Raw genomic sequence first — 20,307 nt, forward strand, 5'->3', positions numbered from 1 at the left:
ACTTTCTTAAGCTCCCCTTCACACATCCTTGAGACATCCTTGTTATAGTTAACCTATCGAAAAGAAAGAAGGGATTGAGCGATATGAGAGAAACGATTTTGGAGACCGCTGCGCTTTCGAAAAAATTTGGGGACAATTATGCGGTGGATCATGTGAATATGACGGTTCAAAAGGGGGATATTTATGGCTTTATTGGTAAAAATGGTGCTGGGAAAACGACTTTTATTCGTCTGGTAACGGATCTAATGCATACGAACGGCGGCGATGTTACGCTGTTTGGCTCGAGTCACCCGAAAGATATTCGCCAGGCTCGGACGCGAATCGGCGCAGTTATTGAAGGCCCGTCTTTATATCCAAACTTAACAGCTTATCAAAACTTAAATTACTATATCCTCCAAAAAGGGATTCCGGATAAAAAACGTATCGATGAAGTGTTAGAATTTGTAGGCTTGGAGAACACCGGACGCAAAAAGTATCGCAATTTTTCCATGGGGATGAAACAACGGCTTGGCATTGCGCTTGCCATCTTACATCATCCGGACTTCTTGATTCTAGACGAACCGATTAACGGACTTGATCCGATGGGCATTATCGAAATTCGAAATATCATTCTAAAATTAAACGAAACGTATGGCACAACAGTCTTCATTTCGAGTCATATTTTGACAGAATTGGCGCTCGTCGCAAACCGTTACGGTATTATCAACAACGGCCGTCTCGTGAAGGAGCTCTCAAAAGAAGATTTAGAATCCGAAAGCAGGCGCTACCTCGTGCTGAAAACAGTGAACAAAGAGGCCGCCGTCATGCACCTAGAAAGCTTCCTAGAATTGCATCAATACGAAGTCCACAGCGACGGCAGCATCCGGATTTTTGATTACATTGATCAACCAGAAAAAGTCAGTCAAGTCATGTTTGACGCAGGAATTATCATTACCGAACTTCGTGTTGTCGAGGCGAATTTGGAAGAATACTTTATTGATTTAATTGGAGGGGAAGACAAATGATAGGATTGATTCGAGCAGATAGTTATCGGTTAACAAAGGGAAAAATGTGGATGCCTTTCGTCACGTTGATGGTGATTGCAGTCGCGGTCGCAGGTTTAATTTACTTAGCCTTAAATGTAGATTGGATTTCCTTAACACAAGACGGAGAAACACTCACAGCGCAAGACAAAGCACTACTTAGCCAAACCTTAACAGGAACTCAAATGACGCAATTGATGCTATCTTTTAGTATCGTCCTAGCCATGGCGTTCATCTCGATTTTCTCCAACCTCTGGAGCATCGAATTCTCAGCTGGCGTTGCGAAAAATGTCCTCGTATCAGGCGTTTCACGTACCACTTTCTACTTCTCAAAATTATTAACAGGCTGGGCGGTCGGCGCCTTGATGCTACTCGTGTATACAGCATCCATCGCGATCTCCTCACAGCTTTTTGTAGGGCATGTCGATTTTGTAGCGATATTGCTCGGGATGTTAGCGCAACTCCCACTATACCTAGCGCTAATTACGATTGGATTTTTCATTTTTATCATCATTCCAAAAGAAAGCATCGCAATCGTGACATACATCTTAGCATTTTTATTTATCGAACCGATTATCAGGAACCTAGTCAACGTTTTCCTACCGAAATGGACAATCATCAAAGACATGTTCCTATTCAGCAAAATCAGCACGATGTCCGACCTCTCCGCACTCAGTCAGCACGCGATTACGACCAATATTTTAACCGGTTTAGCATACATGGCAGTTTTCACAATCCTCGGTTGGATGGTGTTCCGATTTAAAGAAATCAAGTAATATGATAGAATAAAGACGAAGGAAGGAGCGGATAGCATGGTTTACCTCTTAGGCGCCGTAATCGTAGTCTTACTCGGCTGGATATTTCTAATCAAAAAACAACTACGAGCCACATCAGCAAAAATAAAAGATATCGCGACAAGACGAGGTTCCAACGAGCGGCTAACCATGGACATCGCCTCACCAGAAATCAGGCAACTGCTCCTTCACGTCAACGAATTATTAGAAGCCAAGGCAAAAACAGAACGGCAATTCCAGACGCTAAACAAGGAGTTACGCGAGACAATCGAAAACGTCTCCCATGATTTAAGAACGCCGCTAACCTCCTTGTCTGGCTATTTACAACTCATGGACCGCGACACACTCACACCAGAAGAACGCGAGAAATACAGCCTTGTCATCAAAAATAAAATCCAAACCCTAACCGAACTCGTCGAAAATTTCTTCGTGTTATCGAAGTTATCGAGTGACGAAGGGAAGTTGCAACTAGAACCAGTGAATCTATCCGATTTCATGACAGAAGCCGTGGCCTCGTATTATGAAGACTTCTCAAAAAAAGGCGTCACCCCAGAACTGTCAATTGCCTCTGATATACGCGTAAATGCAGATCGAAAAGCATTACAACGCATGGTGGATAATTTTGTTTCGAATATGTTGAAGCACGGCGAAGGCCCTATGCAAATAACGCTGGCGAAGCAAAATGGTAAGGCGGTTCTGTCATTTTCCAATCAAGCGAGCCAACTCACAGAGGCAGACGTTCCACGCTTGATTGAGCGATTCTACACAGCTGACCGCGTCCGTAGCGGCAATAACACGGGGTTGGGTCTAGCGATTATCGATTTACTGGCGAAAAAGCTAGGAGCGAGCTTCACAGTCGAATGGAAAGAAGAAGTATTGACGTTTATCGTGATTTTTAAATAAGAAAAGCGCTGAAATCAAGAGTTATCAAAACTCAGATTTCAGCGCTTTTTTAAGATTCCATTTAAACGACAGGTTTCTCACTATTTTCAGCTTCGATTCCTTCGCGCCGCAGTTTTATCAGTCGTGCTAGGTTAACAATTAACGTTTTTGCAAGAGCGTACGTTGGCACACCTAAAATCATGCCGAGAATTCCTGCCAAGTTACCAGCCACAATCAAGATGATAATGATCGTTAGCGGGTGGATGGCGAGCGATTTACCCATGATGTAAGGCGACAACAAGTTCGAGTCGATTTGCTGCACGATTGTCACGACAACAATAACGAGAACTGCTTGTAACGGGGAATCAAACAGGGCAACGATAACAGCCGGAGCCGCCCCGATAAATGGCCCTAAATAAGGAATAATATTCGTCACACCAGCGATTAAACCGAACAACAAAGCATACGGTTCGCCGATAATGAAATACCCAATCATCGTAAAAATACCAACAAACATACAGTCGATTGCTTGGCTTGAAATATACGTGGAGATGGTTTTGTTCATGGCCTTGATAATTTCACGAGCCTCCGTACGAATACCTTGCGGGAAAAATTTCTCGGTCGAATCAAGGAATTTATGCCCATCCTTGAACATGTAGAACAAGATAAATGGCACCGTCACGAGAATCATCACGAAACTGGAGATAAAACCAAAAATTAGGCCCAAGCTCCCAGTTAAACTACCAACAACGGTATTTAAAATTTTCGGAATCGAGATGTTCAGTTTTTCCATCTCCGCTTTAATATCGATGTTTTTAATGTTACTATTCTTCACTAAATTGTCCCACCAATGCTGGAACTGCTCCCAATATTGAGGTGCGGCTTTCACGAGAGAAGCCACTTGATCCGCTAAGATAGGTCCGAGTTGTACGACCGCTAATACTAAAAGCACAATAAAAACAACAAAAATACTCAAGACACTAAGTAAGCGCGGAACCTTCCTTTTTTCCAAAAACAAAACGATTGGGTTGAATAAGTAGAATAAAAAACCAGCAATCATAATTGGCAGGAATAGCGTAGAAACAACCGTTCCGATGGGGGCGAAGATAAAGCTCATCTTATTAAGTACAAATAAAATCGCCACTAACGCCAGAATTTCTAACGTCCAAAAAAATAATTTGGACTCTTTGAAGCGTGATATTTTCATGATAGGTCCCCTCTCTATACTGGATTTGTAAGTAATATTACTGAGCCCAGCGTTTTCCATATGTAGACTATCATTAATAGTACCATTTTCGAACGGAAAAAACCACTCCCATCTGTAACTTGACTTATTTTGTATAGTTGTTATACTATATATATAACAGTTGTAGAAAGAAGGTGCGTAGATGCTACTCCAAATAGATTTGCAGGCCGAAGAACCAATATATACACAAATTATGCATCAAATTATTGAAGGCATCGCCAAGAGAGAACTCAAGCCAGGCGATGATTTGCCGTCCGTGCGCAGTTTGGCGAGCGATATCGGTATAAATTTTCATACGGTAAATAAAGCCTATCAGTTATTGAAGCAAGAAGGCTACATCCTGATTCATCGCCAAAAAGGAGTCGTGATTCATCCTGATGGAGTGGAGAAAGCAACAGAAGCCTTTTATGAAGAATTAAGACGAAAAGTAAGACCGCTCATTGCAGAGTCTATTTCCCGATCTGTCTCCAAAACAGAGTGGGAGGCAATCTGCGCGACTATCTATGAAGAAATTGAACCCGAGGAGGAGCAATAATGGAACTATTAATTTTTATCGCGATGATGCTCTTAGTAACTGTATTACAAGCTGTGACACCCTACGTCATCCGTCGCGGCGAGAGCTTTGGCGTCATGGTAGGTGAGAAAGCAGCCAATAATCCGACATTACGCCAAATGAAGCGGGAATTCTTACAGTGGAATATCGTGGTTGGCGTCATCATAACGATAATCGCGACTGTGCTTTTAGCTATGACATCCAGTGAAAGTGGACAAGCAACCATTTTTATCCTTGCGATTTTTGCTACGCTCATTATTTCGTTTCTGATTTACATGCGTTTTTATAAAGCTTCTCTGATGTGGAAAAGCGAGAATCTGCAAACGAACGAAAGTAAGGCGGACATCGTGATGGTAGATACAACATTCCATCGTCAAAAGCTAACGATTTCTTACGCTTGGTATCTAATTCCGCTCGTTCTGATCTTTATCACAGTAGGTTTGACCATTATTTATTATCAGCAAATTCCAAACCAGATTCCAATGCAATACAATTTTGATAATGAAGTAACGAGAACAGCTGCTAAGAGTTTGCGTACGGCGATGATGATGCCGACGATGCAATTAGTTATGCTAGGGTTATTTATATTTATCAACTATATGATGTCGCGCAGCAAACAAGTCATCGATAACGATAACCCGACAGATTCTATGCGAAGAAGTGTATTATTCAGGCTCATCTACAGTAAATACAATTTCGTCATGTGCCTCTTGCTCATCCTATTATTTATGTTCATCCAATTATCATTTATCTTCGCGATTTCACAAACAGTCATCATGCTTGCGTTAGTCGTGATACTCATCATTATTTTTGGCGGTCTGCTATTCCTAATGGTACGTGTAGGACAAGGCGGCAGTAGATTAAAACTAACAGAAAATGAGCAAAAAGATAAACCAAGACCAGTTCGCGATGACGACGCTAATTGGAAGTTGGGCGTGTTCTACTTCAATCCTAAAGATCCCGCTCTCTTTGTTGAAAAACGTTTTGGTGTTGGTTGGACAATTAACATGGCAAGACCAACTGCTTGGCTTTCCATAGTTGCTATTGTGGGTATTATCATCGTTATCACTATCCTATTTAGCTAAATACAAAAAAGGTAGCAGAAAGTTAAATTCTGCTACCTTTTTTTACTTGATGAGCCGTGATGGGCTCGAACCATCGACCCTCTGATTAAAAGTCAGATGCTCTACCAACTGAGCTAACGGCTCTAAAAATGGCTGGGCTAGCTGGATTCGAACCAACGCGTGACGGAATCAAAATCCGTTGCCTTACCGCTTGGCTATAGCCCAATAAAATGGTGGAGGGGGGCAGATTCGAACTGCCGAACCCGAAGGAGCGGATTTACAGTCCGCCGCGTTTAGCCACTTCGCTACCCCTCCATATAAAATGTCAACTGCAGGAATTGAACCCGCAACCTACTGATTACGATTCAGTTGCTCTCCCAGATTGAGCTAAGTTGGCAAAACAGAAAAACTGCTTGACCGCCCAAGAGAGCTGTTTCCTAGTAACAATTACAGATGAATGGTGGGGGCTAACGGGATCGAACCGCTGACCCTCTGCTTGTAAGGCAGATGCTCTCCCAGCTGAGCTAAGCCCCCATAAATGATACTATTTCATAATATAACATAATTTCTATTTTGACCAGTGTTTTGCTATAAAAATTTAAAAAATGACCCGTACGGGATTCGAACCCGTGTTACCGCCGTGAAAGGGCGGTGTCTTAACCGCTTGACCAACGGGCCATGTGGCTAGCAAATTTACCAGCCGAAAACTATTATATAAAGAGAATGGGTGGTTTGTAAATACTTAAATTAAAGTCTTTTTATTCTGAAAAATAAAAAATAGGTTTCAAGCTTAGAACAAGAAGGGAATAGGGAGATACATTACTTTTTAAATTTTATTTAGATACGCAATTTTTATAGGAGAAATGTAGCTAAATTTAAACGCATTCACTCAGATATACGGATTAAAATAAAAACCTATTTCATTTTAAAATAGCTGTGTTATAATGTGACGTATGGAATTTTTAGAAGAAAAATCTAGTTAAAAAAGGCAGGGAGTAAAATGGGATCTCCATTAAAAAGAATGCTGATTGGAAGGCCGCTTAAGTCATCAGAGGCCGGAGATCAAAAATTAGGTAAACTCAAGGCTTTAGCTGTACTATCATCGGATGCTTTATCTTCGGTAGCCTACGGGACAGAACAAATATTGCTTGTCTTGATAACGGTTGGAGCTACTGCGATGTGGTACTCTTTGCCAATTGCATTATGCGTGTTAGTGCTCTTGTTTGCATTAAGTTTATCGTACCGCCAAATTATATATGCTTATCCACAAGGTGGGGGGGCCTATGTTGTCTCACGCGAAAACATTGGGAAGAATGCTGGCTTGATCGCAGGCGGTTCGTTGTTAGTCGATTATATGTTAACCGTCGCGGTAAGTGTATCTTCTGGAACGGATGCTATTGTTGCGGCTATCCCATCTTTATATCAATTTACTGTACCGTTAGCAATTATACTTGTTATTGTCGTGACCATTATCAATTTACGTGGTGTAACAGAATCTGCTACTATTTTAGCGGTTCCGGTTTACCTGTTCGTATTTTCTATGATTGTTATGATAGTAACAGGACTAGTAAAGCTAGCGTTAGGTCAGGATGTTTCGCATGAGACGGCATCTGTAGGAACCCATGTTTCGGGTGTAACACTTATTTTATTACTTAGAGCTTTTGCTTCTGGATCAGCATCATTGACTGGTATTGAAGCGATTTCGAATGCGGTTCCTCTATTTAAAGATCCAAAGGCGAAAAATGCATCTAGGACTTTAATTATGATGGCATCTATTCTTGGCTTCTTCTTTGTTGGCGTGACATTGTTAGCTTATTTCTATGGTGTAGTGCCTGAACTAAAATCGACGGTGTTATCCCAAATTGCTGAAAATATATTTGGTCGGAATTTCTTTTATTATTTTATTCAAGCAACAACGGCACTTATTTTAGTATTAGCTGCGAACACAGGATTTTCAGCTTTTCCAATGCTTGCTTTTAACCTGTCTAAGGATAAATATATGCCCCGTATGTATCTGGATAAAGGGGATCGACTAGGCTATTCGAATGGTATCATCACCTTAGCATTGGGTTCAATCCTGCTTATCATTCTATTCCAAGGAAAGACAGAATCACTTATACCGCTCTACTCAGTCGGTGTTTTCATTCCTTTCACTTTATCTCAAACAGGTATGATTATTAAATGGGTGAAAGAGAAGCCAGAAGGTTACATGAAAAAACTATCTGCTAACCTCTTAGGCGCACTCATTTCCTTTACGGTACTCATGGTTCTTTTTATCACGAGAATAACGGAAGTGTGGCCGGTGTTTATCTTTATGCCAGCGATGATTTATGTTTTCCACAGAACGCGTAGCCATTATGCAAAATTAGCGCCACAACTACGGATTGATGAGCAAATGGATCTGCCTGCTTTTGAAGGAAATGCCGTTATTATTTGTGTGTCCGATACCACAAAAGTAGTCGAAGGAGCACTTCGCTATGCCAAATCAATTGGAGATACGGTTATCGCTGTTCACGTTTCTCTCGATAAACAAGAAGGAAAAGAATTTGTGGAGAGGTGGAACAGGATACATCCAGAAGTCCGGATTGCAGATTTATATTCGACCTATCGTTCTATCACAGAGCCTTTGATGAAATTTATTGATACAGCACAGCAAAAAGCGAATCAAGATAATTATTCATTAACGGTACTAATACCACAGTTTATTCCTAAAAAAGGATGGCAAAATATATTACACAATCAGACAAGTTTATTGATTCGAACGAAACTGCTATTTAAAAAGGATGTTGTCGTAGCGACGTATCCATATCATTTAAAAGAATAGAAATGGCAAAGAGATGCCACGGTTAAACCTATAAAATTCTGGGGGAACTCCTAGGGATAAAAGGGGGGAGCGTGTCATCTCTTCACCTATTCTAACAACTCACAACTATACAGAAAGTTTGTACAGGAGGATTAACCCCATCCTAACAAATAAAGCAACAACTGTAAAAACAGTAAAAAATGAATTTGAAACCATTTTTGATCGCAAATTCGGATTTTGTCCTAAGAAGAAAAACGTCTTTTCGTGGCACAAAATGTTGCTAAAATACAAATTTAGCTAGAAACAAAAAGTTTTATATTTTTGAAAAGGCAGTTACTTGTGATAAAATGTAAGATAATATAGATAGAGTAGGTGAATGGGATGAAGAAAATTGGAATCCTCGGTGTGCCTTGGATGTTTCATGAGGATCGCCAAGGAGTAGCTTTAGCACCATATGCAATTAGGTATACAGGTGTTGTGAGTATGTTAGAAAAGTTAATAGACGAGGTTGTAGACTATCATAATATGGCTTTCTTCACCGACATGGAACAAGAAGCCATTTTAAAATCAAAGGATTTGAAAGCGATTACATACAAAGTGAAAGAACTACGGGAAATTGTCGCAGATATGAAAGTGGAGGTAGAGATGCCGATTGTATTCGGTGGGGATCAATTAATATCGCTGAGTTCCATTGCTGGTATGGGAGAAGAAGGCGTGGAGCAAACGGTTATTTGGGTGAATGCGCACGCAGATATGGGACAGGAGTTAAAGCAAGATAATTTGTGTCATAATGTGATGGCGACCGTTGTTGGGAGAGGACCGAAAGAACTTGCGACTATTATGGATCAGCGTTTTGTATCTGGGAATAACGTTTGCATGGTTGGAACAAGGCGAATTGATTACGAGGAATTGCGGGTGATTGAAGAGGAAGGGATTTTTCATTATGAAATGACGATGCTAGATCGAAAGGGATTTGGGATGGTGACAGATGAAATTATGCAGTGGCTGGCTAAGAAAAGCGGAAATGTTCATCTGGTTTTGGATGTGGATGCCATTGATCCAGAGTTCACGCCTGGAACGGATTTTATTTCACAAGGGGGGATTTATTGGCGAGAAATTCGTTACTTTATGAAAAATTTGGCGCTTAGTGATAAAATTAACGCGATGACTTTCGTTGGAATAAACCCATTAAATGATGATAAAAATAAAACATCGCAGTTCGTCGTATCACTGTTAGAGGAATTTTTCCAAGTAAAAAATATGCAAATCGACTATTTTTGAGAGCAAAATAAGTATTACAATTTGTAGACAAATATTTCTTTTATGTAAAGTGCTAAATCAAGCGCAATGAAGATGAGTGATAGCAACGAGTGAGCGAGAAAAGCCATTTTTTATGATGCTGTTAATGTAAGCGTTGTACATGTTGAAAAAAGAGGTTTTTGGGAGTATACTGGAACTAAGATTTAGGTATAAAAGTCTAGTTATAGTATTATGTTTGCAAAGGAGCGCTTGGTGTGGGGGATCATGAGATACGGTATTTTGTTATTCCGATGATTGTTGTTTTTATTCTTGGTATTGCTGCTATTAGTGACCCTGTTTTCCCTGTTGTAGGTTTTCTGGTTGTGGGGCTAATTGCGATTCTAACTGGTACTGTGTGTGGCTGGCTTGTAGTTGGAATTAAATGGTGTGTTCGCTTCTTTCACAATTGGAAAGAACATCGCACTGTAAAAAAAGTTATAACGGTACCAAAAAGGTAAATTACATACATTTGAAGCATTTTTCCTACAGAGAGATGCTTTTTTTGTGGGCAGAATTGCTTTTTGAGCGGAATTACGGGAAATTAAATCACTACCTTTTTGCAAAAAACCTGCTACAATTGAGTTGAGAAGAAGTAGTAGTGAGGGAGGATATGGATGGCTACATTAGCTGATGTTGCGAAAAAAGCAAATGTTTCTAAGATGACTGTATCGCGTGTGATTAATCATCCAGACCAAGTTTCTGATGAGCTGAAACAATTGGTATACAAGTCGATGGAAGAATTGGAGTACGTTCCAAATTATGCAGCTAGAGCACTTGTACAAAATCGAACACAAGTTGTTAAATTTCTAATTTTAGAGGAAATTGATACGGTGGAGCCTTACTACATGAATTTACTAACAGGAATAAGCCGGGAGTTGGATAAGCATTCTTATTCGCTACAATTAGTGACGCAGAAATCTAAGAATATTGGGCCTTATGATGGGTTAATAGTTACAGGAATGCGTGATCGTGAAATTGAAAAAGTGATGGCTGGGCTAGAAAAACCAGTGATTGCTTATGGAGAAAATCGGCGTGACGTAGATGCGATTGATGTGGATAATCGGTTGGGTGCAGAGCTTGCCACGAAGCATGTGTATGAAATCGGGTTTCGTCATATTATTTTTTTTGGCATCAATTTGTTAGAGGAAGAGTTCATGCGCTCTAGGCTTACAGGGTACTCGGAAGTGATGAAGGAGCATGATTTGATAGAAGAGAGTTATTTTATGAAGAATAGTTCGCGCATAGCCGAGAAGAAGGCGCTCGATATTTTGAGTAAGGTAAAGGAGCCGATTGCAGTTATTTGTGCGTCTGATCGTATGGCTGTAGGTGTTGTGCGGGCTGCGATGTCTCTTCATAAGCGTTTTGGGGAGGATGTTGCAGTGACAGGGTTTGATGGTGTTTTCTTAGACCGGATTTCCTCACCAAAAATAACGACGGTTCGCTCGCCGGTGATTGAGATGGGAGAAACGTGCGCCCAGTTGTTGTTGAAAAAAATCAATGAGGGCGGCGCGAAACAAGGATCCATCTTGTTCCCACCAGAATTGATTATTAGAGGGTCGACGGTGATTGGGAGAGAGTAGTTTGGGAACTTTAAAAAATAGGAGCACCCTTTTTTAGAGTTTCATCCTGTTATCGATAACATGCAAAAATTGATTGTAAGTGTTTTCAAAGCGTGCTAACTTGGAGGGAGATATTAAAAGGAGGTTTTTTTGTTATGGAAAAAGCAGCAATTTATCATCAGCCTTTCAGTTCCTATGCGTATGGCTATGATTCACAAACGTTACATATCAAGATTCGCAGCAAGCGAGATGATATCCAAGAGGTGGTGTTAATCGCCGCAGATCCTTATTTGCAAACAGAGGCTGGGTGGGCGTCAGAGGAAACCGCGCTTCGAAAAGTAGCTACAACAGAAGAGCATGATTACTGGTTTGTTGCGATAAAACCAGAGCAACGTAGATTGCAATACGGATTTGTTTTGACGGATACGACTGGAGAAGATACGTTCTATGGTGGTCGCGGTTTCTATGAGAATACGCCTGAAAACCGTGCGATTATGGATTATTATTTCAAATTTCCTTTTCTGCATGAGACGGAGGTTTTCAAGGCCCCTGAGTGGGTGAAAGAGACGATTTGGTATCAGATTTTCCCAGAACGATTTGATAATGGAAATCCAGAACTTTCGCCGGCGAACGTGTTACCTTGGGGAAGTAAGGATCCTGGGCGTGATGACTTTTTTGGTGGGGATATTGCTGGGATTATCAATCATTTAGATTATTTGGCGGAGCTTGGAATTAATGGAATCTATTTAACACCAGTGTTTGAGGCGTCGACGAACCATAAGTATGATACGCTGAATTATTTTGAAATTGATCCGCATTTTGGGGATAAGGAGACGTTCCGCAAGTTGGTGCAAGAAGCGCATAAGCGTGGCATTAAGATCATGTTGGATGCGGTTTTCAATCATATTGGGGACAAGTCTCCGGAATGGCAAGATGTGTTGAAAAACGGTGAGAAATCGAAATTTGTTGACTGGTTCCACATTCATTCGTTCCCAGTGACGCCAGGCGAGAATGGGAATATCGAAGGGAAGAATACGCTGTCGTTTGATACATTCGCGTACACGATGAACATGCCAAAATTGAATACAGCGAATCCAGAAGTTCAGAAATATTTATTGGATATCGCGACTTATTGGGTTCGAGAATTTGATATTGATGGTTGGCGTTTGGATGTTGCGAATGAAGTCGATCATGCGTTTTGGAAGCAGTTCAATCAAGCGGTACGTGCAGAAAAAGAGGATATTTACATTCTCGGTGAAATTTGGCATGACTCGTGGTTGTGGCTACTTGGAGATGAGTTCGATTCTGTGATGAACTATCCATTTACGCAGACGATTATTGAAAATTTTGTTGAGGAGCGGATTAAGCCGACGAAAATGGTTTCAGGAATTAGTGAGCAGTTGATGCGCTACCAAGAACAGGTGAATCATGTCATGTTTAATATGCTTGATTCCCATGATACGGCACGCTTGTTGACGCGTTGTGAAGGGGATAAAGATAAGGCAAAAATGGCGCTTGCTTTCATGTTTGCTCACACAGGTTCGCCGTGTATTTATTATGGTACGGAGATTGGGATGGATGGCGCTGATGACCCGCTGTGCCGTAAATGTATGGAATGGGATGAAACGAAGCAAGACCAAGAGATGCTCGCCTTCATGAAAAAATTAATAGCGTTCCGTAAAACGAATCAGAAAACGTTGACTTACGGCGATTTAGTTTGGCATATTGTTGATGATGAAAATCGAATAGTTGCTTTTTCAAGAACGCTAGATGACAAGCGGTTGACGTTTATTTTTAATCAAGGTAGTGAGGCTAAAACGATTCAAAAAGCGGATGTGGGAATCACGAAAGAAGCTACTCAAGGCATAGAAGTTGCAGCGAATTCATTTGCTATTTTAGAAGACTAAGAAGAATATGGCTATATGTGTGGGATGTGCGTTGAAACCATGCATATAGCCCCTGTTTTAGGCGTAACAATAATCTTGTTATCGGTAACACGAAAATATACCTTGAAAACGTTTTCGTTATCAGCCTATAATAGCGTCAGAGGTTAACCTGTTTCACAATGCTTTACCAAGAATAAAAATTAGGGTGTGGAAAAGGAGAGCGCAAAACACAATCCAGTAAGGGGATGCGCAGGAATTTTTCAAAAGAGGAGGAAAAAAGGTAATGAGTTCATTCAAAAAGTTTAGCTTATTAGCAATGGTTTTGGTAATCGTAGCAAGCTTAGCAGCATGTGGTAGCGGAAGTTCGTCTAAAGATAGCAGTTCAAGCGACGGTAAAAAAACGTTGACGGTTTCCGTGGATGAAGGCTATGCAAAATATATTGACAAAGTTAAATCTAAATTCGAAAAAGATAACGATGTGACTATCAAAGTAGTTAAAAAAGATATGTTTGAAACACTAGAAGCACTGCCATTAGACGGTCCAGCGGGTACAGCGCCAGACGTGATGATGTCGGCGTATGACAGAATTGGCAGCCTTGGACAACAGGGACATTTAGCCGAGGTGAAATTAGGAAATAAAGATCAACTTGACGATAATGACGTGAAACAAGTGACGATTGACGGTAAAATTTACGGCGCGCCAGCAATTATTGAAACGCTTGTGTTGTACTATAATAAAGATTTGCTAGACAAAGCACCAAAAACTTTCAAAGAATTAGAAGCTTTAACAAAAGATCCACGTTTTAACTTTGCAACTGAAAAAGGAAAATCAACAGCTTTCCTTGCTAAATGGACAGATTTCTACTTCTCTTACGGTCTATTAGCTGGTTATGGTGGTTACGTATTTGGCGATAATGGTACAAATCCAAAAGACATCGGACTAAACAATGAAGGCTCTATTGAAGGTATCACTTACGCTACGAAATGGTTCCAAACATATTGGCCAAAAGGAATGCAAGATAATAAGAGTGCCGATGACTTTATCCAAGATCAATTTGTAAAAGGAAAAGCAGGCGCAATCATCGGTGGACCTTGGTCAGCAGCAAGCTATAAAGATGCAAAATTAAACTATGGTGTAGCAGAAATTCCAACGCTTGATAATGGCAAACCTTACTCTCCATTCGCTGGTGGTAAAGGTTGGGTTATCTCAAACTACTCTAAAAACAAAGATATCGCTCAAAAATGGGTGGATTATTTAACAAATACGGAAAACCAAAACACGTTATATGAAATGACGAATGAAGTGCCAGCAAACCATGAATCTCGTGATGCTGCAGCAGCTAAGAAAGATGAATTAACAACAGCTGTTATTGCGCAATATGCAAACGCGCAACCAATGCCAAACATTCCAGAAATGGCTGAAGTTTGGACAGGTGCGGAGAACTTAATGTTTGATGCTGCTTCTGGTAATAAAACGCCAAAACAATCGGCAAATGATGCAGTGAAAGTAATCTCTGATAACATCGATCAAAAATATCAAAAATAAATAAACGAGTTTGGGAGCTTCAGAGTGCCAGCCATCAAGTTGTGTTGACACTCTGAAAGTCTTCCTAAACTACATAAAATAAGAGGTAGAAATGGGGATAACACGATGGATAAAGAACAACCAATAAAAAATGTTCGTAAGGCGACGCTGTTATCGATCATTCCAGGACTGGGTCAATTTTATAATGGGCAAATTTTTAAAGGTGTCGTGTTTATCGCCGTATTTATTGCTTTTGTTATCGAATTTATCGCAGTCGGTATTAACGCATTTATTGGTTTGATTACACTTGGCTCGGTGCCTGGCGTAGATCACTCGCTATTCCTGATGATTGAGGGAACGCTCCAATTAATTGTTACAGTTCTGTTTATCGGTTTTTATATTATTAATATATTCGATGCAAGACGTGTAGCGATAACATGGAATTTAGGCGAAACAGTTAATACGAAAACGATCGATATATTAAAAAATATGGTAGAGAAAGGGTTTCCGTATCTTTTCACGCTACCAGCATATCTCGTGATGACATTTGTTATTATTTTTCCAGTACTAGTTACGTTGTTCATGGCGTTTACAAACTACGATTTTTATCATATTCCACCAGCAAATTTGATTGACTGGGTGGGCTTTAAAAACTTCTTCAGTATCTTCTTCCTAAGCTCCTATCGTGATACATTCTTGAGCGTATTTTCTTGGACGCTCGTGTGGACGATTTGTGCGACGACATTGCAAATTGTGATCGGTGTTTTTACAGCGGTTGTTGCGAACCAGAGCTTTATCAAAGGAAAACGTCTTTTTGGAGTTATTTTCTTACTTCCATGGGCAGTACCAGCTTTCATTACCATCATGAGTTTTTCGAACATGTTCAATGACAGTATTGGTGCCATTAATATGCAAGTTATCCCGCTTTTAAACCATTTACCGTTTGTCGATATCCCGTCGCTCGCTTGGAAAACAGATCCGTTCTGGACCAAGATCGCATTGATATCGATTCAAGGTTGGTTGGGATTCCCATACATTTACGTCATGGTAACTGGGGTGTTGCAAGCTATTCCAGGTGAATTATACGAAGCAGCGAAGATTGATGGTGCAAGTGCCATTTCTCGTTTCCGCAAAATCACAATGCCGATGATTTTATTCGTTACAGCTCCAGTATTTATCACACAATATACGTTTAATTTCAACAACTTCTCCATCATTTATCTATTCAATGAAGGTGGGCCAGGAAGTGTTGGTGCGGGTGCTGGCTCGACGGATATTCTTATTTCATGGATTTATAAATTAACGACTGGGACATCGCCACAATACGCGGTCGCTGCTGCAGTCACGCTACTCATATCAATCGTTGTTATTTCTGTATCGATGATTGCGTTTAAGAAAACTAATGCCTTTGGTAATGAAGGGATGATGTAGGATGAAATCATTTTTGAAAGATCAACGAACAACTAATTTCTTGACAAAATTCTTCACGTATTTATTCTTGTTAGCCTTATCGATTGTGATTTTATATCCGATTCTAATTACGGCGTCATCGGCCTTTAAGCCAGGGAATATTGCGGCATTTACGTTGGAGTGGAGTGATAATTGGACGCTCAGTAACTTCTCGAGACTATTTAATGATACTCTGTATTTAGATTGGTATCGTAATACGTTGATTATTGCCGTAACAACGATGTTTTTCCAAGTGGCAATCGTTACCATTGCGGGTTATACGTACAGCCGTTATCGCTTTAAAGGGCGCAAAAATAGTCTGATTTTCTTCTTGATTATTCAGATGGTACCGACGATGGCAGCTTTGACAGCATTTTACGTATTGGCGATGCTCTTAGGCGCATTGGATCAGTTCTGGTTCTTAACGCTAATCTATATCGGCGGTGGAATTCCGATGAATATTTGGCTAATGAAAGGTTACTTTGATACAGTACCAAGAGATTTGGATGAGTCGGCGAAACTTGATGGCGCAGGACATTTCCGGATTTTTGGTCAGATTATTTTACCGCTAGTGCGACCAATGATAGCGGTTCAAGCTCTGTGGGCGTTTATGGGACCATTTGGTGACTTCTTGCTTGCTAAATTCTTATTGCGTACACCAGAGAATTTGACGATTGCCGTTGGTTTGCAAAGTTTCATTGCGAATCCTCAGCAACAAAAAGTAGCATTGTTCGCAGCTGGAGCTATTTTAGCAGCTCTACCGATTTGTTTATTGTTCTTCTTCTTACAAAAGAACTTCGTATCGGGACTTACTGCTGGCGGAACAAAAGGTTGATCGTCCGAGAAGCTACAAACGCTCATTTCCGTCGTTAAAGCCTGTGCTCCGGTGCTCATGTACACGAGTACATTCCGCTCCGGTGCGCGGCTTTGCCTAGGAACTAAGCATTTGTAGCCCCTCGGAAGTTTGGTGGGGAATTCTGGTATAGAAAATTAAGATTTATGGATTGTGATGTGATTAGAATGAAGCGTGGGTTTCCAATGAGTTATTTTTGGGGGATGTGCTCGCCGAAACGAATGTTTGCTAGTCGAACTATGTTTGGGTGGGGGAAGTTGGTGTTTATCTTTGTATTTTTGACGGCTTGTTTATTAATTCCGGTTTCGTTGCATTTTGTGAAGCAGGAATCGTTTGATTTGGAGTCGTTGATGCCGAATATGATGAAACAAGTGGATGATACTTTTGTTAGCAAGGTTACGGCGAGTTATCAACTGCAAAATGGGGTGTTAGCTGGTCAGCCGAGTGAGACATTGCAGGAATCGAATAATGGTGTGGCAATGGTGAAGCTGGGTGATACGAATGAGCCTGATGCTAAGAATATGCTTGTTCTAGGCAAGACGAGTATGGAACTTCGGGATGGTTCGGGATACACTTTTACAGTGCAATATACCAATGATACAAGCCTCGCGGATGTGACGAATGCGGAGGATATGCAGGCTTGGATTAGTTCGCAATGGTTTCTGCAGAACAAGGCATTTGTATTTTTGACGATGTCTGCGATGCTTGGCTCTGTGCTTTTTGCGAGTAGTTTGATGCTGGCGTTGTTTGCGGCCTTGTTTATCTGGTTTACGAAGCGAAATCAGATGTCGGAGATTCGGTCTTATAAAGAGGCGCTATCATTGACTTTGCTGGCATTGGGATTACCAACTTTATTTGCTACGGTGATTGGAATTATTTATTTTGATATCACTGTGATGATGGCCATTCAATCGCTTGGGATGGTACTCATGATTGCCTTTACCTTCATTAAAACACGCTTTAGACAGACGGATGATATTTTGGAATTGGGGGGACGAACAGGATGACTCAACGCTTATTTGAAATTGATGAATGGAAATTGAAATCTAGAAATGTTGAAAAAGATGCCAAACGATTACAGGAGAGCCTTACATCGCTTGGAAATGGCTATATGGGAATGCGTGGAAATTTTGAAGAACGCTATTCTGGAGATACGCATCAAGGTACGTATATTGCTGGCGTTTGGTATCCGGATAAGACGCGTGTCGGTTGGTGGAAGAATGGTTATCCTGATTATTTTGGGAAAGTGATCAATGCGCTGAATTTTATCGGTATTGATGTGGAAATAGATGGAGAAACGTTGGATTTATTCCAGGATACGGCGACGGATTTTAACTTGGAACTTGATATGGAGACTGGTATATTGCGCCGGTCTTTTAAAGTGACAAAGAATGGGAAGGCATTTTTGATTGAGGCTGAGCGTTTCCTTAGTATCGTGAAGCAGGAACTGTGTTTGATTCGCTATCACGTTACGGCGTTAGATGCGGATGCGGATATCGTGTTGACACCCTATATTGATGGTAACGTAACAAATGAGGATGCGAATTACGATGAGGTTTTTTGGTTGGAAGTAGCGCAAGAGGTGGATGAACATCGAGCAACAATTGTGACCAAAACGATTGAAAATAACTTTGATATTCCGCGGTTCACGATTGCGGCTTCAATGGAGTCTCGTGCGGCAAATCCAAATGACGTATCTGCTGAAGCAAAGAAACTATATGTTGAAAATAAATATCGCTTTCATGTGACAAAAGGTGAGGCGGCGAAATTGGAGAAACGTGTGGCGGTTGTGACGTCTCGTGATTATGAAGAGCACGAGTTGGCGCCCAAATCACAGCAGGTTTTAGCGGAGTTAGAAGATTCTAGTTATGAAATATTGTGTCAAGAGCATGCAGGTGCTTGGCGGGAACGTTGGCAGAAAGCAGATGTTTTGATTTCGGGTGATGATGTGGCACAGCAAGGGATTCGCTTCAATATTTTCCAATTATTCGCAACGTATTATGGGGAGGATGCTCGACTCAATATTGGTCCAAAAGGTTTTACTGGCGAGAAATATGGAGGTGCGACATATTGGGATACGGAGGCGTTTGCGCTACCACTTTATCTATCGCTTGCTGATAAGAAAGTATCTCGTAATTTGTTGCAATACCGTCATGATCAGCTGGATGGGGCTAAGGTGAATGCTCAGAAAATCGGCTTGAATGGAGCGCTTTATCCGATGGTCACATTTACAGGGATTGAGTGTCATAATGAGTGGGAGATTACATTTGAAGAGATTCACCGTAATGGCGCGATTGCACATGCTATTTATAATTATACGAATTATACGGGTGATCGTTCTTACTTGGAAAATGAAGGTATGGATGTGTTGACTGAAATTAGCCGTTTTTGGGCAGATAGAGTGCACATGTCGGAGCGTTTGGATAAGTATATGATTCATGGTGTTACTGGGCCAAATGAGTACGATAATAATGTTAGCAATAACTGGTATACTAACTATATTGCGACTTGGACACTACGTTATACGATAGAATCGCTTTCCAAAATCACATCTACAAAGAAAGCAGCCTTACAAATTACGGATGCTGAGATTGATCATTGGCAGGATATTATTGATAACATGTACTTCCCATATGATGAGAAATGGCAAATATTTGTGCAACATGACACATTTCTGGATAAAGAATTGCGTTCTACAGATACACTTACAGCTGCCGATAAGCCTATTAATCAAAATTGGTCATGGGATAAAATTTTGCGGTCGTGTTTTATCAAGCAAGCGGATGTTTTACAAGGTATTTATACATTTGGAGATGAGTTTGATTTCGAGACGAAACAGCGCAATTTTGAATTTTATGAGCCACTGACTGTGCATGAATCAAGTTTGTCACCAGCTGTTCATACGGTTTTGGCTGCTGAGATTGGTCGGGAAGATAAGGCAGTCGAACTTTATAATCGGACGGCGCGTCTTGATTTGGACAACTATAATAATGATACGGAAGATGGGCTGCATATTACTTCGATGGCTGGAAGTTGGATTGCTATTGTGCAAGGCTTTGCAGGTATGCGAACCTTTAATGAACGCCTATCTTTTGCACCGTTTCTGCCAAAAACGTGGAACAAGTATGCTTTCAAGATTAACTATCGGGATCGTTTGATTGAGATTACGGTCGATGCTAAAACAGTTAGTATCGAGTTACTGGAAGGTCAGACGCTAGAATTAGACTTGTTTGGTGAGGCTGTTCAATTAGTCGATAAATTAGAAAAACATGATTACCACAAATAAATATAATGGGGGAGCTCCTTTTTTAGGGGGCTTCTCTTTTTGTTTGCCATTTTTTAATGATAACATCTCGTAGCGTATCAAAACTG

Annotated in this window: 16 protein-coding genes and 6 tRNA genes; 15 read left to right on the forward strand and 7 right to left on the reverse strand. The window is 40.7% G+C overall.

What is annotated here, in order from left to right:
* Positions 1 to 83 precede the first annotated feature (83 nt).
* Genes DUK53_RS08905 through DUK53_RS08915 form a run of 3 tightly spaced genes read left to right on the forward strand, consistent with a single transcriptional unit; the run spans position 84 to position 2,719 of the window.
* Entirely contained in the window at positions 84 to 1,004 is a 921-nt protein-coding gene (locus tag DUK53_RS08905; RefSeq protein ID WP_036088785.1) for an ABC transporter ATP-binding protein, read from the forward strand.
* Positions 1,001 to 1,798 carry an ABC transporter permease gene (locus tag DUK53_RS08910; RefSeq protein ID WP_036129845.1) on the forward strand — a complete coding sequence of 266 codons (798 nt, stop codon included), beginning with the start codon at positions 1,001 to 1,003 and terminating at the stop codon, positions 1,796 to 1,798. Before DUK53_RS08905 ends, DUK53_RS08910 begins: the two co-directional genes overlap by 4 nt.
* Positions 1,799 to 1,834: 36 nt before the next feature.
* The gene (locus DUK53_RS08915; protein WP_052164780.1) at positions 1,835 to 2,719 is read left to right on the forward strand and encodes a sensor histidine kinase; all 885 of its coding nucleotides are present in this window, start codon (positions 1,835 to 1,837) and stop codon (positions 2,717 to 2,719) included.
* Between the two features lie 61 nt (positions 2,720 to 2,780).
* Here the strand turns inward: DUK53_RS08915 and DUK53_RS08920 are convergent, their stop codons facing one another.
* On the reverse strand, positions 2,781 to 3,905 hold the full coding sequence (locus tag DUK53_RS08920; protein ID WP_036088790.1) for an AI-2E family transporter: 1,125 nt from the start codon (positions 3,903 to 3,905) through the stop codon (positions 2,781 to 2,783).
* A 181-nt stretch (positions 3,906 to 4,086) separates the two neighbouring features.
* Between DUK53_RS08920 and DUK53_RS08925 the strand changes: the two genes are divergently transcribed.
* On the forward strand, positions 4,087 to 4,479 hold the full coding sequence (locus tag DUK53_RS08925; RefSeq protein ID WP_036088793.1) for a GntR family transcriptional regulator: 393 nt from the start codon (positions 4,087 to 4,089) through the stop codon (positions 4,477 to 4,479).
* Positions 4,479 to 5,582 (forward strand): DUF1648 domain-containing protein, encoded by a 1,104-nt coding sequence (locus tag DUK53_RS08930; RefSeq protein ID WP_036129847.1) that lies wholly within the window; start codon positions 4,479 to 4,481, stop codon positions 5,580 to 5,582. The genes DUK53_RS08925 and DUK53_RS08930 overlap by 1 nt, the downstream gene beginning before the upstream one ends.
* A gap of 50 nt (positions 5,583 to 5,632) precedes the next feature.
* Here DUK53_RS08930 and DUK53_RS08935 read toward each other — a convergent pair.
* The 6 genes from DUK53_RS08935 to DUK53_RS08960 form a co-directional block, all read right to left on the reverse strand.
* Positions 5,633 to 5,705, reverse strand: a tRNA-Lys gene (locus tag DUK53_RS08935).
* A gap of 6 nt (positions 5,706 to 5,711) precedes the next feature.
* A tRNA-Gln gene (locus DUK53_RS08940) sits at positions 5,712 to 5,786 on the reverse strand.
* A 6-nt stretch (positions 5,787 to 5,792) separates the two neighbouring features.
* Positions 5,793 to 5,876: transfer RNA gene (locus tag DUK53_RS08945), tRNA-Tyr, on the reverse strand.
* A gap of 8 nt (positions 5,877 to 5,884) precedes the next feature.
* A tRNA-Thr gene (locus DUK53_RS08950) sits at positions 5,885 to 5,958 on the reverse strand.
* Between the two features lie 61 nt (positions 5,959 to 6,019).
* Positions 6,020 to 6,095, reverse strand: a tRNA-Val gene (locus DUK53_RS08955).
* Between the two features lie 72 nt (positions 6,096 to 6,167).
* A tRNA-Glu gene (locus DUK53_RS08960) sits at positions 6,168 to 6,239 on the reverse strand.
* A gap of 322 nt (positions 6,240 to 6,561) precedes the next feature.
* On the opposite strand from DUK53_RS08960, the gene DUK53_RS08965 reads away from it, so the two are divergent.
* The 10 genes from DUK53_RS08965 (at position 6,562) to DUK53_RS09010 (ending at position 20,221) form a co-directional block, all read left to right on the forward strand.
* On the forward strand, positions 6,562 to 8,385 hold the full coding sequence (locus DUK53_RS08965; RefSeq protein WP_036088798.1) for an APC family permease: 1,824 nt from the start codon (positions 6,562 to 6,564) through the stop codon (positions 8,383 to 8,385).
* A 360-nt stretch (positions 8,386 to 8,745) separates the two neighbouring features.
* Positions 8,746 to 9,645 carry an arginase family protein gene (locus DUK53_RS08970; protein ID WP_036088800.1) on the forward strand — a complete coding sequence of 300 codons (900 nt, stop codon included), beginning with the start codon at positions 8,746 to 8,748 and terminating at the stop codon, positions 9,643 to 9,645.
* 233 nt (positions 9,646 to 9,878) lie between these two features.
* The gene (locus DUK53_RS08975) at positions 9,879 to 10,121 is read left to right on the forward strand and encodes a hypothetical protein (protein ID WP_052164781.1); all 243 of its coding nucleotides are present in this window, start codon (positions 9,879 to 9,881) and stop codon (positions 10,119 to 10,121) included.
* A gap of 156 nt (positions 10,122 to 10,277) precedes the next feature.
* Positions 10,278 to 11,243 (forward strand): LacI family DNA-binding transcriptional regulator, encoded by a 966-nt coding sequence (locus DUK53_RS08980; RefSeq protein WP_036129849.1) that lies wholly within the window; start codon positions 10,278 to 10,280, stop codon positions 11,241 to 11,243.
* 134 nt (positions 11,244 to 11,377) lie between these two features.
* Complete coding sequence (locus tag DUK53_RS08985) at positions 11,378 to 13,129, forward strand: glycoside hydrolase family 13 protein (RefSeq protein ID WP_036129852.1); 1,752 nt, start codon at positions 11,378 to 11,380, stop codon at positions 13,127 to 13,129.
* Between the two features lie 262 nt (positions 13,130 to 13,391).
* The gene (locus DUK53_RS08990) at positions 13,392 to 14,654 is read left to right on the forward strand and encodes an extracellular solute-binding protein (protein WP_036088808.1); all 1,263 of its coding nucleotides are present in this window, start codon (positions 13,392 to 13,394) and stop codon (positions 14,652 to 14,654) included.
* Between the two features lie 105 nt (positions 14,655 to 14,759).
* Positions 14,760 to 16,064 carry a carbohydrate ABC transporter permease gene (locus DUK53_RS08995; protein WP_036088809.1) on the forward strand — a complete coding sequence of 435 codons (1,305 nt, stop codon included), beginning with the start codon at positions 14,760 to 14,762 and terminating at the stop codon, positions 16,062 to 16,064.
* A 1-nt stretch (position 16,065) separates the two neighbouring features.
* Positions 16,066 to 16,917 carry a sugar ABC transporter permease gene (locus DUK53_RS09000; protein ID WP_036088811.1) on the forward strand — a complete coding sequence of 284 codons (852 nt, stop codon included), beginning with the start codon at positions 16,066 to 16,068 and terminating at the stop codon, positions 16,915 to 16,917.
* A gap of 239 nt (positions 16,918 to 17,156) precedes the next feature.
* A complete protein-coding gene (locus tag DUK53_RS09005; RefSeq protein ID WP_390176041.1) occupies positions 17,157 to 17,942 on the forward strand; it encodes a DUF1189 family protein in 786 nt (261 codons plus the stop codon).
* Entirely contained in the window at positions 17,939 to 20,221 is a 2,283-nt protein-coding gene (locus DUK53_RS09010; RefSeq protein ID WP_036129854.1) for a glycoside hydrolase family 65 protein, read from the forward strand. Before DUK53_RS09005 ends, DUK53_RS09010 begins: the two co-directional genes overlap by 4 nt.
* Positions 20,222 to 20,307 lie beyond the last annotated feature (86 nt).

This window comes from Listeria sp. SHR_NRA_18 (genome assembly GCF_003856515.1).
GTDB classification, from domain to species: Bacteria; Bacillota; Bacilli; order Lactobacillales; family Listeriaceae; genus Listeria_A; species Listeria_A newyorkensis.